The sequence below is a fragment of the Duganella zoogloeoides genome, assembly GCF_034479515.1.
Classification (GTDB): Bacteria; Pseudomonadota; Gammaproteobacteria; order Burkholderiales; family Burkholderiaceae_D; genus Rugamonas; species Rugamonas zoogloeoides.
In genome coordinates, this window is the sequence record NZ_CP140152.1 from 4,860,536 (window position 1) to 4,873,524 (window position 12,989).

The 12,989-nt window shown below is 64.6% G+C and carries 12 protein-coding genes; 4 read left to right on the forward strand and 8 right to left on the reverse strand.

What is annotated here, in order from left to right:
• Positions 1 to 308: 308 nt before the first annotated feature.
• The gene (locus tag SR858_RS21435; protein ID WP_322533916.1) at positions 309 to 1,247 is read right to left on the reverse strand and encodes a choice-of-anchor A family protein; all 939 of its coding nucleotides are present in this window, start codon (positions 1,245 to 1,247) and stop codon (positions 309 to 311) included.
• A 99-nt stretch (positions 1,248 to 1,346) separates the two neighbouring features.
• The gene (locus SR858_RS21440; RefSeq protein WP_322533918.1) at positions 1,347 to 2,420 is read right to left on the reverse strand and encodes a collagen-binding domain-containing protein; all 1,074 of its coding nucleotides are present in this window, start codon (positions 2,418 to 2,420) and stop codon (positions 1,347 to 1,349) included.
• 302 nt (positions 2,421 to 2,722) lie between these two features.
• On the opposite strand from SR858_RS21440, the gene SR858_RS21445 reads away from it, so the two are divergent.
• The 4 genes from SR858_RS21445 to SR858_RS21460 all read left to right on the forward strand — a co-directional run bounded on the left by SR858_RS21445 (position 2,723) and on the right by SR858_RS21460 (position 5,194).
• Complete coding sequence (locus SR858_RS21445; protein WP_026637229.1) at positions 2,723 to 2,980, forward strand: hypothetical protein; 258 nt, start codon at positions 2,723 to 2,725, stop codon at positions 2,978 to 2,980.
• Positions 2,977 to 3,906 (forward strand): sensor histidine kinase, encoded by a 930-nt coding sequence (locus tag SR858_RS21450; protein ID WP_019921504.1) that lies wholly within the window; start codon positions 2,977 to 2,979, stop codon positions 3,904 to 3,906. Before SR858_RS21445 ends, SR858_RS21450 begins: the two co-directional genes overlap by 4 nt.
• Positions 3,903 to 4,673, forward strand: a complete 771-nt coding sequence (locus SR858_RS21455; RefSeq protein WP_019921503.1) for a LytR/AlgR family response regulator transcription factor — start codon at positions 3,903 to 3,905, stop codon at positions 4,671 to 4,673. Before SR858_RS21450 ends, SR858_RS21455 begins: the two co-directional genes overlap by 4 nt.
• 95 nt (positions 4,674 to 4,768) lie before the next feature.
• The gene (locus SR858_RS21460) at positions 4,769 to 5,194 is read left to right on the forward strand and encodes a VOC family protein (RefSeq protein ID WP_019921502.1); all 426 of its coding nucleotides are present in this window, start codon (positions 4,769 to 4,771) and stop codon (positions 5,192 to 5,194) included.
• On the opposite strand, the gene SR858_RS21465 is transcribed toward SR858_RS21460, so the two are convergent.
• From SR858_RS21465 to SR858_RS21490, 6 genes are all read right to left on the reverse strand, one after another.
• A complete protein-coding gene (locus SR858_RS21465) occupies positions 5,191 to 6,447 on the reverse strand; it encodes a cytidine/deoxycytidylate deaminase family protein (protein ID WP_019921501.1) in 1,257 nt (418 codons plus the stop codon). The genes SR858_RS21460 and SR858_RS21465 overlap by 4 nt on opposite strands.
• 4 nt (positions 6,448 to 6,451) lie before the next feature.
• Positions 6,452 to 6,901 carry a cytidine deaminase gene (locus SR858_RS21470; protein WP_322533921.1) on the reverse strand — a complete coding sequence of 150 codons (450 nt, stop codon included), beginning with the start codon at positions 6,899 to 6,901 and terminating at the stop codon, positions 6,452 to 6,454.
• Between the two features lie 104 nt (positions 6,902 to 7,005).
• Positions 7,006 to 8,328, reverse strand: a complete 1,323-nt coding sequence (gene deoA, locus SR858_RS21475; RefSeq protein ID WP_019921499.1) for a thymidine phosphorylase — start codon at positions 8,326 to 8,328, stop codon at positions 7,006 to 7,008.
• A gap of 90 nt (positions 8,329 to 8,418) precedes the next feature.
• The gene (locus SR858_RS21480) at positions 8,419 to 10,806 is read right to left on the reverse strand and encodes an aldehyde dehydrogenase family protein (protein WP_019921498.1); all 2,388 of its coding nucleotides are present in this window, start codon (positions 10,804 to 10,806) and stop codon (positions 8,419 to 8,421) included.
• A 15-nt stretch (positions 10,807 to 10,821) separates the two neighbouring features.
• The gene (deoC, locus tag SR858_RS21485) at positions 10,822 to 11,793 is read right to left on the reverse strand and encodes a deoxyribose-phosphate aldolase (RefSeq protein WP_019921497.1); all 972 of its coding nucleotides are present in this window, start codon (positions 11,791 to 11,793) and stop codon (positions 10,822 to 10,824) included.
• The gene (locus SR858_RS21490; RefSeq protein ID WP_019921496.1) at positions 11,790 to 12,983 is read right to left on the reverse strand and encodes a phosphopentomutase; all 1,194 of its coding nucleotides are present in this window, start codon (positions 12,981 to 12,983) and stop codon (positions 11,790 to 11,792) included. Before SR858_RS21490 ends, deoC begins: the two co-directional genes overlap by 4 nt.
• Between the last annotated feature and the right edge of the window lie 6 nt (positions 12,984 to 12,989).

Consider the following 12,989-nt stretch of genomic DNA (forward strand, 5'->3'; position numbering starts at 1 on the left):
AAGCGCCAAGAGCGCCTGACAACCGCTCAGGGCAAGGCGCAGCGCCGCAGACAGTACGAACGTACGGCAAGGCGCTGCAACGCCGCCATCAGCGTTCGGTCAGAAAGCGCCAAGAGCGCCTGACAACCGCCCAGGGCAAGGCGCAGCGCCGCAGACAGTACGAACGTACGGCAAGGCGCTGCAACGCCGCCATCAGCGTTCGGTCAGAATGCGCCAAGAGCGCCTGACAAGCCGCCCAGGGCAAGGCGCAGCGCCGCAGACAGTACGAACGTACGGCAAGGCGCTGCAACGCCGCCCTGGGCGGCTTGTCAGGCGCTCTTGCGGCGGCGGGCTACGACGCCCATCAACCCCAGGCCCGCCAGCAGCATGGCCCAGGTTTGCGCTTCCGGCACGGCCGTGGCGACCAGCTCCAGTCCCGGCACATCGACAGCGGCAAAGCCCCCGCCTGCGGCCGTACCGATGGTCACCGAAGAATTCCAGTCATTGACCACCACCGTGCCGTAAATGGTGCCGCTGCCACCGGTCACGGTGGCCTTGGGCGCCAGCACGTTGGCGTTGAAGCCGTTGACGAAATTGAGGGTGGTGGCGTCGGCAAAGTTGAACAGCACATTGTAGCCGTCGAATGCGCTGAAGCCGCCCTTGAACGTGGCGCTGTCGCCGAGGAAGTTGACGATCAGCGTGGCGCCCGCGCTCAGGTTCGAGAAGCTGTACCAGCTGCTGGAATCGAGCCAGCTGGCGTCGAGGTTGATCACTTCGACCTGGCTGTTGGTGCCGTTGATGAAGATGCCGTTCCATTTTTGCTCGGTACTGGCGGTAGGCGTCAGCGCCGCCAGCGCGTTCGAAGTTTGCGTGAGCGACGTGGCCAGCGCATTCAGGTCGGCTGGCGCGGTGCCGGTGGTGACCGGGCCGTTCAGGGTGCCGCTCTGGTTCAGGTAGCTGGTGCCGCCCACGTAGGTGCTGCCGTGACCGACATTGCCGCTGGTGAACGTAAAATCGCGGCCCGCAACCACCGCGTAGTCGCCGTAGGCGCCGGTGTTGCTGGTATTGACGGAATAATTGGCCAGGCTGATGTCGCGGCCGGCGAGGATCGATCCATCCACCCTGCCGCTGCCGGACTTGAAGTCGTTGAACGAATAGACAGCGGCGCCGCCCAGGTCGATCTCGAGCACGTCGGCATGGGCCACGGTCATTGCCGAGGCAAGGGCAACGGACGAGATGAAGCGGGCGGTAATTGTCGAAACGGACATGGCAGGGGTTCCCTTTTTAGGTAGAACCCCCGAGTCTAGCATAAATTATATTTACGCAAAACATTTTCCATTTCCACAACACAACATAATACGACAAATTCAAGCCTGCTTGCGGCGGCGGGCCATGAAGCCCAGCATGCCCAGGCCGGCCAGCATCATGGCGTAGGTTTCCGCTTCCGGCACCGCCGTGGCTAGGCTGCCGCTGAACTGTTGCAGGTGTACTTCACCCTGCTGGTTGAATGCCTTGGCATACACGCCGCCCTCGACATTGGCGCCGCCGAGGTTGCTGAACGTACCATCAGCCACCACGACCTGGCCGACGAAGGTGCGATCCACGGTCACGCTGGTGGCGCCGGCGAAGTTCCAGATCAGCGAGCTGCCCAGGCTGTTAGGAGCGAGAATGTTGGCGCTCAGCGACAGGACCTTGTTGTCGGTGTTGAAGATCACCGTGCTGGCGTTGGTCAGGTTGAACGCGAACTCACCGATATTGGACGAGAAGATCTGGCTGTCCAGCGTGCTCAGGTCGAACACCAGCACGCCGTTGGCATTGCCGGTACCGCTGAAGGTGACCTTGTTGCCGGTAATGTCCACCGCGGCTTTTTCCGTGCCCTTGAGCGCCGCCAACTTGGTGCTCATGTTATTGATCACGTTCGAGAAGTCGGTGCTGGTGGCGGCGGCGCGGGCGGCGTCCATCACGGCGGTGGTCGAAGCCAGCGGACGGTTGTTATTGGTGCCACTGTAGCTGGCGGCGTGGCCACCGCCGTTGAAATTGACGTTGGTGGCGGCGCCAGCCACCCAGGCGTCGCCGTTAAACGTCGACGAAGTGGCGCTGCCACCCACGTAGGCCTGGCCGGTGTTGACGATGATGCCGTTGGCGCTGCCGCCTACCACGGCGCCGAGGCCGTTAACATGCAGATTGCCGCTGGCGCTGCCGCCCACGGTCAGGCCGGCATAAGCCGACTTGGCGGTGTCCGAAGCGTGCTGGACATAATCGCCGCCCTGCAGGTTGCCGGCGACGTAAGTGCGGCCATCGACATGCGACGTCGAGGTCATATCGCCCTTCACCACCACGTTGAACTGCTTGAGCATTTCGTCAGCCGTCAATGGTGCGGCGTGTGCAACGCCTGCGAACAGGGTGGAAGCGGCAAGAGCGACACAGGTACGAACCATCATGGTGACTTATCCTTAGAAATTGGTGGAAGGTTGTGATCGGAATCAGTTAGATTCCATAGCCACAACAACAATTGCGATGATATCACCACAATTGCAATTTGAATACTTTATTTTTTGCAATTGACAATTTTTTTCTGCAACGCACCATCCGCGCGCTGGGGACAGCCTCGTCCCACTTGTCGCGCGCAATCGCCGCTGATCCCGCCAAAACCGCAGTTGATCGGAAACTGCGCCCGGACGACGGACGGCACGGCTACAGTGACTCCATCAACACCGATCAACACTTCACCAGGGAGACCACCATGAGCAACTTTTTCCACAACGCCGGCAATGTCGTCGATGAAATCAGCCGCGCTTTCACCCAGGCGCTGCGCTTTGCTGCGCGCACCATCCGCCGCCTGTCCTGGCCGGCGCTGCTGGGCGCCGCGCTGGTGCTCGCCTTCATCGTCAGCATCCTGCCGCTGGCCTTGACCCTGTTTGCCATCTTCCTCGTGGTAAAACTGGTGATGGGCGCCTGCGACGGCCAGCGCGGCCGCGTCATCAAGGAGCCGCTGCAATGAAAAAGGGCCGGCTGACCGCAGCCGGCTACAGCAATGCCAAGGGCGCGCTCGACATCGTGCGCGAAATCGGCGAGATCACGGCCACCCTGTGGTGGCGCTTTTTCGACTGGCTGGCCCAGGTGGAATGGCGCAAGCTGGTGATCATCTGGCTGCTGGTCATGATCTTCGGCATGACGCCGTTCGGCCATCCCGAGCAGACCGGCGCCTTCATCGTGCTGTCGCTGGGACTGAAGGTGCTCGCTGGCGGCAAGCGCCGCGCCGAACTCGAAGCGCGCGACGCCACCACCCATGCCGACGAAGAAGGCCTGGAACGGCGCCTGGTCGAAGCGCGCATGGCCGCGCTGCAGGCGCAGGTGGAGCCCCACTTCCTGTTCAACACCCTGGCCCTGATCGGCCAGCTGATCGAGACCGATCCGCCGCAGGCCGCGCGCATCCACCAGAACCTGATCGACTACCTGCGCGCCACGCTGCCACAGATGCGCGCACGCGGCGCCGGCACCCTGGGCAGGCAGATCGAGATGTCGCGCGCGTATCTGGCCATCATGCAGGCGCGCATGCGCGCGCGGCTGGCCGTGTCGATCGACGTGCCCGACGAGATGCAAAGCGCCACCTTCCCGGTGATGATGCTGCAGATCCTGATCGAAAACGCCATCAAGCACGGGCTGGAACCGAAGATCGCGGGCGGACGCATCGACATCCGCGCCAGCGTCGATAACCAGGTGCTGCAAGTCGATGTGCTCGACGACGGCATCGGCTTCAATGTGCACGCAGGCGACGGCCTGGGGCTGGCCAACGTGCGCGAGCGGTTGCGCATCCTGTACGGCAACCGCGCCCAGCTGGTGATCGAGGCGCCGCTCACCGGCGGCACCCGCGCCAGCATCCGCCTGCCCTACGCGCCCGATATCTTTGCCGGCGGTGCGCCATGAACCGCCCTACCGCGCTGATCGCCGACGACGAAGAAGGCATGCGCGAGCAACTGCGTACGCGGCTGCGCGACGCCTGGCCTGCGCTCGACATCGTGGCCGAAGCGGCCAACGGCATCGAGGCCGTGGCGCTGGCAGGCCAGCACCAGCCCGACATCGTCTTCCTCGACATCCGCATGCCCGGCCTGTCCGGCATCGAAGCGGCGCGCCTGCTGTTCAGGCGCTGCCACCTGGTGTTCGTCACTGCGTACGACCAGTACGCGATCGAGGCGTTCGAACAGGGCGCGCTCGACTACCTGATGAAACCGGTGGGCGGCGAACGCCTGAAGACCACGTGCGCGCGCCTGCAGCAGTTGGTGGGCCGCCAGCCGACCGACATCCAGCGCCAGCTGCAAGCCCTGCTGGCACAGCCAGGCCGGCCGTCCGCAGCGCCGGCAGCGCCCGACTACCTGCGCTGGATCCAGGCCGTGGTGGGCGCCAACCTGCGCATGATCAGCACGCGCGAGGTGCTGTACTTCCAGGCCGACGAAAAATACACGCGGGTCCAGACCGGCCAGTCGGAAGTGCTGATCCGCAAACCGCTCAAGGAGCTGGCGGACGAGCTCGACCCCGACGAATTCTGGCGCATCCACCGCTCGACCCTGGTGCGGGTGGACGCCATCGAAGGCATCACGCGCGACCTGCGCGGCCGGCAAATGCTCAAGGTGCGCAACCATCCCCTGCTGCTGGAAGTAAGCCGGGGCCATGCCGGCAGGTTCCAGCAAATGTGAATACGCTTGATGGAGATCAGGCTATACTGAATTGTCATTGAACTTGCTACCCGTTCGGTGATCGAAACAGTTCCACTTTCCGCATCGGAGGAACCATGACCAGCATCCCCAAGCCAACCTTGTGCAATGTCGTGCCCTGCATGCGCTACCGCGATGCGCCGGCCGCCATCAAATGGCTGAGCGACACCTTCGGCTTCGAACCCCAACTGGTGGTGCCCAACGACGACGGCACCATCGCCCACGCCCAGCTGGTGTTCGGCAATGGCGTGATCATGCTCAGTTCCGTCTTCAACACCGAGTTCGGCCGCCTGATGAAACAGCCGGCCGACATCGGCCATGCGGTCACGCAAAGCACCTACCTGGTCGTCAACGACGCCGACCACGTGTACAGCCGGGTGCTCGAGGCAGGCGCCGAGATCCTGCTCGACATCAAGGACGAAGACTACGGCGGCCGGGGATTTACCTGCCGCGATCCGGAGGGGCATATCTGGAGTATCGGCACCTACGACCCGCAAACTTAAAGGCGCTGGAGGGCAGCGACCAGCGCGTGGTCGCGGACCTGGGTGGGGTGCAGGCGGATGACGTCGCGGTACAGCGGCGGCATGGCGGCGCACAGGGTGGCCAGCGCTGCTGCGTCGATGCGCGGCGTCACGTACTGGAACTGGTACGGGTTGTGGTCCGGCAGCGGGCCTTCCATGGTCGAGGCCCAGGCGCCCAGGTCCATGAAGCTTGCCGCGCCGTGGTCCGGTCCGTGCGCAAACACGAACGTGCCTTCGCGCGGGTGGCCCAGGTAGCGCCGCACCTCTTCCTGTTCATCGTGCGTGGCGCCGTCCATCAGCTTGTAGCGCAGCTGCGCGTAGGCGCGCGTAATTTCCATGAACGCGGTGCGAATGCCCGACTGCGCGCGCTTGCCGGACATGCACAGCAGCAGGTTACCGAAGGCGTCGAGCAGGGCCACGGCATCGCCTTGGGTTGCGGCCGCAGCTGCGCGATGGCCACCCTGTTCGCTGCCCTGGTCCCGCGCCATGGCTTGCAACAGGAACGGCGCCAGGCCGGCATCAGGCGCATGCGGTGCGCAGCGGTATGTCAGCGCATCGGGATGCAGTTGCTTCAACGCGCGCACGATGCGGTGGTCGGGCGCCAGTGTGGCCGGGTCGCGCAGTTGATCGCGCGCGCGGTCGGCGCCGAACAGCGCCACCACTTCGCGCGAGGTGGCTTCGAACGCCAGCGCGCACAGCGCCTGGGTGGCTTCCGCAATGGTTTTACCGATGAAGAAAGAACGCGGCGTGGCGCCGGCGCCCGCGCGCGCATACAGCGATGCGCCCAGCACTGCCGGATAGCTGAAGCTGCGCTGCGCCTGTGCGCGCAAGCCAGCCGGCAGCGCTTCGAACACAGCCGCCTCATCGTAGTTGATGCCGGCGATGCGGTCGGGCGCAGCTGCCACCACGTTGAAGCCGCCGGCCAGGATCGCGCCGCTGCACATGCAGCACGGGTCGAGCGTGGTGACGATGGTGATGTCTTCGGGCGGCGGCAGCACGCGGCCCCGGGCCCGTTCGGCGTAGTACCAGTCGATCAGCTGGCGTTCGCCGTGGGCGGTGGGGTCGAACACCAGGCCGTGCAGAACGACGTTGTTGTGCAGCGACTTGAGCACGTTGCCGTGCTGGTCGAGCATCAGGCCACCAACACCGAACGTGCCCTGGGTCTTGGCCGCGATGGCCTCGGCCGCCGCAATGGCGACGGCGGCCTGGACATCGATTGTCTTCTTGAAAACCAAGGACTTACTTCTTCAGGTCGGCGCGGCCGAACCCGTTGGGCAGCTGTTCGGCTGCCGTGGTCTCAAGGATGTCGCCCTTGAGGTTGGTGAGCAGCACCGGCAGTTCGTCGCCGCCCAGCTCCAGGATCACCTGGCGGCAAGCGCCGCACGGAGCGATCGGGCCGTCGGTCTCGCCGATCACGACCAGCTGGTCGAAGTCGCCGGGCTGGTAGCCGTGGGCAAAGGCGCTGAAGAACGCGGTGCGCTCGGCGCAGTTGCACAGGCCATAGGCGGCGTTTTCCACGTTACAGCCGTGGAAAACCTTGCCGTCCCTGGTTTGCAGCGCGGCGCCGACCTTGAAGTTGGAGTACGGCGTATAAGCCTTCAGGCGCGCGGCGGTGGCTTCGGCGATCAGTTCTTGTTTGTTCATTTGGTTATCCTGTGAACCGTCATTCCCGCGCAGGCGGGAATCCATGGAACCTGTGAGTCGCGTCGCCATTGTTTTCTACGAAGCATACGGTCTATGGATTCCCGCTTTCGCGGGAATGACGGATTGGCGGTTACGGGTTGGCGTTGAGGTTATGGGCGGATGGTGCGATACACGACCGGGTTGGCGGCCGGTGCCGTCTCGCTGATCTGGTACGCCGCCTGGATTTCGCGGATCGCCTGCTCGGCCGCTTCCTGCGTGCGGGCGTGGACCATCGCCAGCGGCTGGCCGGCTTCGATCTTGTCGCCCAGGCCCGCCAGCCCGGTCAGCCCGACTGCGAAGTCGATCGGATCGGCCGCGCGGCGGCGGCCACCGCCCAGCGATACCACGGCCAGGCCGATTTCGCGGCAGTTGGTGGTGGCCGCATAACCGGAAACCAGCGCCGGCGCCGGCACGATGATCGGCGAACGTTCCAGGTACTTGTCCGGATTGTCCATCAGGTCGGCCGGGCCGCCCAGAGCAGTGACCATGCGGGCGAAGCGTTCGGCCGCTTCGCCGCTGTCGAGCGATGCTTGCAGCTTGGCGCGCGCTTCGTCTTCGGTTGCGGCCAGCTTACCCAGCACCAGCATCTCGGCGCACAGCGCCATCGTCACTTCGTGCAGGCGCGCGGGACGCGACTTGCCGGTCAGGTAGTCGATCGCGCCGCGCACTTCCACCGCGTTGCCGGCGTACGGCGCCAGCGATTCGTTCATGTCGGTCAGGATGGCGGACGTGGTCATGCCCGCGCCGTTACCCACCTGGACAATGCTCTCGGCCAGTTCCACCGATTTTTCGTACGTAGGCATGAAGGCGCCGGTGCCGGTCTTCACGTCCATCACCAGCGCATCGAGGCCGGCCGACAGTTTTTTCGACAGGATCGAGCCGGTGATCATGGCCACCGATTCCACGGTGGCGGTGACATCGCGCACACCGTAGAAAATTTTATCGGACGGCGCCAGCGACGCGGTCTGGCCGATGATGGCCACGCCCACTTCCTTGACGACCTTGCGGAACAAGGCGTTGTCCGGCACCGTGCTGTAGCCGGGGATCGAATCGAACTTGTCGAGCGTGCCGCCGGTGTGACCGAGGCCACGGCCCGAAATCATCGGCACGAAGCCGCCGCACGCGGCAATCATGGGGCCCAGCAGCAGCGAGACCACGTCGCCGACGCCGCCGGTCGAATGCTTGTCCACTACCGGACCTGGCAGGTCGAGCGAACGCCAGTCCAGCACTTCGCCCGAGTCGCGCATGGCCAGCGTAAAGGCCACGCGTTCGTCCATGGTCATGTCGTTGAAATACACGGCCATCGCCAGTGCGGCGATCTGACCTTCGGTGATGCTCTTGGTGGTGATGCCACCGACGAAGAACTGGATCTCCTCGGCCGACAGGATGCCGCCGTCACGCTTCTTGCGTATGATCTCTTGAGGTAAAAACATGCGATTCTCCGCTAGGAAATATGGTGCTCAAAGTGATACGGGCCGGCAGCTCCAAAGGAACGCCGGCCCTGATTGTCCTGTCCTTAAGCGTTAAACGCCGTAAGGAATCCAGACATTCTTGACTTGCGACGCATGCGCCAGCACTGCGCGGCCACCGGCTTGGGCGGTGCTGAACCAGTCGCGACCCTTGGCGCCGCCCACCCAGGTGCGCTTGAGCGAGGCGGCCGACAGGCGCTCCACTTCCGCGCAACCGGCAGCCGAGCCGTCGTGGCGCCACATGGCGTCGATGTCGCTGTGCGTGGCCAGCGTGCGCGCCAGTTCGTCGGCGCTACCGGTGACGATGTTCACCACGCCACCGGGCAGGTCCGACGTATCGAACACCTGGTACAGATCGGTGGCCGACAGCGGATGCGCTTCGGACGGCACCACCACCACGCGGTTGCCCAGCGCGATGGCCGGGGCCACCAGCGAGATCAGTCCCAGCAGCGGCGCCTCGTTCGGGCACACGATGCCGATCACGCCGACCGGTTCGTTCAGCGCCACGGTCACGCCGTGCATCGGCGGCTGGTGCGCCAGGCCGTCGTACTTGTCGGCGTACGCTGCGTAGTAGAACAGGCGTTCGATCGAGGCCTGCACTTCCTTCTCGGCGCTGGCGCTCGAGGCGCCGGTCATGGCGGCAATGCGCGCCGCGAATTCCTCGCCGCGCGCGGCCAGGTTTTCAGCGATGTAGTACAGCACTTGCGCGCGGTTGTGGGCGGTCGCTTTCGACCAGCCGCCGGCTTTATGGGCCGCTTCCACCGCGTTGCGGATGTCCTTGCGGCTACCCTCGCCCACTTCGGCGATGAAGGCGCCATCGGCACCGTGGACGGCGCGGCTGTAGGCGCCGTCAGGGCGGGCCTGCTTGCCGCCGATGTACATCTTGGCAGTGCGGTCGATGGCGAAGGCGCCACCGGTGGCAGGAGCGGCTTTGGCCTTGGCCTTGTCAGCCAGCAGTGGCGCGGCAGGACGCGCATCTTCCGACAGTGCGGTCAGGTATTCGTACATGCCTTCGCGGCCGCCTTCACGGCCGAAGCCGGACTCGCGGTAGCCGCCGAAGCCGCACGCGGCGTCGAACTGGTTGGCAGTGTTAATCCACACCACGCCGGCCTTGATCTGCGGCGCCACATCGAGCGCCAGCGAGATGTTCTCGGTCCACACGCACGCGGCCAAGCCGTACACGGTGTTGTTGGCCAGTTGTACAGCTTCTGGCGGGGTGCGGAAGCTCATGGCGACCAGCACCGGTCCGAAGATTTCGGCCTGCGCCACGGCAGCCGACGTGGAGGCGCCGGTGATCAGCGTGGGCGGGAACCAGGCGCCATCGACGGGAATCTCGCACGCTGGCTGGTACACGGTGCAACCTTCGGCGCGGGCCGATTCCACCAGTTCCGTAATGCGCTGCTGCTGGATCGGATCGACCAGCGCACCGACGTCGATCGATTTTTCCAGCGGCGCACCGAGCGTGAGCTTGTCCATGCGCGCGCGCAGCTTGGCCAGGAATTTCGCTTCGATCGATTCCTGCACCAGCAGGCGCGAACCGGCGCAGCACACCTGCCCCTGGTTGAACCAGATCGAATCGACCAGGCCTTCGACAGCCGCGTCCAGGTCGGCGTCTTCAAACACAATGAACGGCGACTTGCCGCCCAGTTCCAAGGAGAGCTTCTTGCCGCTGCCGGCAGTCGCAATGCGGATCTGGCGACCGACTTCGGTGGAACCGGTAAAGGCCAGCTTGTCGATGCCGGCGTGGTTGACGATGGCTTCGCCCACGGCGCCATCGCCGGTAACGATGTTGACCACGCCCGCTGGCACGCCGGCCTGCACGCAGATCTCGGCAAACAGCATGGCGGTCAGCGACGTGAATTCGGCCGGCTTGAACACGACCGTGTTACCGGCGGCCAGCGCCGGCGCAATTTTCCACGACAGCATCAGCAGCGGGAAATTCCAGGGCACGATCTGGCCCACCACGCCCACGGCGCGGTAGTCGGCAAATTCTTCGGCCTGCAGTTGCGCCCAGCCGGCGTGGTAGTAGAAGTGACGCGCGGCCAGCGGCAGATCGACGTCGCGCGTTTCGCGGATGGTCTTACCGTTGTCCAGGGTTTCCAGCACCGCGAACAGGCGCGCGTGCTTTTGCAGCAGGCGGGCGATCGCGTACAGCACCTTGGCGCGGCCATGGCCGCCCAGTGCCTGCCAGCCCGGCTGCGCGCGGCGCGCGGCGGCTACGGCGCGATCGACATCGTCGCCGGTCGCTTGCGTGAGGTCGGCCAGTTTCGACGCATCGGCCGGATTGGTGGAAGCGAACAGTTCACCGGCGTCGGTCCAGCCGTTGTCGATGAACAGGCCGAAGGTGCGGCCGTGTTGTTCCAGCCACGCTTGCGCTTCTTTCTGGCTTTCGGGTGCTGGGCCGTATTCCATGGTGTTGAGGATCTCTTTAATTGATGGCATGACGTGTCCAGATTTTTAAGGTTGGGCGTGACGATGGGCGGCCGAATAGCTGCCGGTCACGTAATGTTCGAGCTGGCGTTCGATGTCGGTCAGCAGGCTCGAAGCACCGATACGGAACAAGTGCGGCTCGAGCCACTCGTTGCCCAGTTCTTCCTTCATCAGGGTCAGGTACTGCAGGGCCGCCTTGGCCGTGCCCACGCCGCCTGCCGGCTTGTAGCCGATCTTGAAGCCGGTCTGCTCGTGGTAGTCGCGAATCGCGCGCACCATCGTCAGCGACACCGGAATCGTGGCATTCACAGGTTCCTTGCCGGTGGACGTCTTGATGAAGTCCGCGCCGGCCATCATGCATACCCACGACGCCTTGGCGACGTTTTCCAGCGTCACCAGTTCGCCGGTGGCCAGGATGGCTTTCACATGCGCGTCGCCGCAGGCCTGGCGGTAAGCCAGCATCTCGTCGTACAGCGCCTGCCAGTTGCCGGTCAGGACGTGCTGGCGCGTGATGACGATATCGATCTCGGAAGCGCCGGCAGCCACCGACAGTTCGATCTCGCGCACCTTGGTTTCCATGCTGGTGAGACCAGCCGGGAAGCCGGTGGAGACGGCGGCGATCGGCAGGCGGCCTTGCAGCACTTCACCCGCCGGCTTGATCATCTCGTGGTACACGCACACGGCGCCGGTGGTGAGCGGGTAATCGGACAGGCCCAGCGCCTCGACCAGGTCGGCGCGCAGCGGACGCATGGCCTTGCGACACAGGCGCTCCACGCGGCCCGGGGTATCGTCGCCGGACAGCGTGGTCAGGTCGATCAGGCCGATGGCCTTGACCAGCCACGCGGCCTGGTATTCCTTTTTCACCGTGCGGCGGTTGGCCAGGCTGGCGGCGCGGCGGTCGGCCGCGCTCTTGTTGATGTGGATGTGGTTGATCCAGCCCAGGTCCAGCGGGACGGCTTCGTTACGCTTGAAATCAGCGAGGTGCAAGTCTTGGCTCATAACAGGTTGTTTCCGTTGGAAAGTGGTGGCACGCCCAGGTGGTGCGCGAGGGTCTGGCCGATGTCGGAGAACGATTCCGAGATCGGCAGCTGCTGCGGTATTACGCCAGGGCCGAAGAAGATCATCGGAATGTGTTCGCGCGTGTGGTCGGAGCCGGGCCAGGTCGGATCGCAACCATGGTCGGCGGTGATCACGGCCACGTCGCCTTCCTGCATGCGGGCGAGGAACTCGGGCAGGCGCGCATCCATTTCATGCAGCGCGTTCGAATAGCCGGTGACGTCGCGGCGGTGGCCGAAGGCCTGGTCGAAGTCGACGAAATTGACGAACGTGAGCGACTTGTCGCCCGCCTCGTCCTGGACTTTCAGCAGCGCGTCGAACAGCGCCATATTGTCCTTGCCCTTGACCACGCGCGACACGCCTTGCGTAGCGAAGATGTCGCTGATCTTGCCGAGCGCGATCACTTCGCCGCCATCGTTCTTCACGTGGTCGAGCAAGGTGGGCGCCGGCGGCGCGACCGCGTAGTCGTGGCGATTGGTGGTGCGGGTGTAATTGCCGTTGGCGCCAGTGAACGGACGCGCGATCACGCGGCCGATGTTGTACGGCTCCACCAGCTTGAAGGCGATCTCGCACACTTCGTACAGGCGCTCGAGGCCGAACGATTCTTCATGCGCGGCGATCTGCAGCACCGAGTCGGCCGAGGTATAGATGATCGGCTTGCCGGTGGCGACGTGTTCATCGCCATGCTTGTTGATGATTTCCGTGCCCGACGCGTGGCAGTCGCCGAGAAAACCCGGCACGCCAGTCAGATCCTGCAGCTTTTGCGTGAGCTCCGCCGGGAACGACGGCACCGTTTTCGGGAAGTAGCCCCAGTCGAATTCCACCGGCACGCCGGCGATCTCCCAGTGGCCGGACTGGGTATCCTTGCCGGTGGAGCGCTCGCGCGCGGCGCCCCAGGCGGCGGTGAAACCGTCACGTTGACTGAAGCCCTGGGCCCACTCGCCGCTGGCGGCATGGGCGGCCGCGGCCAACCCCAGTTTTTCCATCACCGGCAATTGCATCGGCGTGCCAGCCTTGGCGGCCCAGTCGGCGATATGGCCAAAGGTGTTGACGCCGACATCGTTGTACTTGTCCGCGTCGGGCGTGGCGCCGAGGCCGAAGGAATCAAGCAGGAGGATAAATGCGCGTTTCATGGTGTG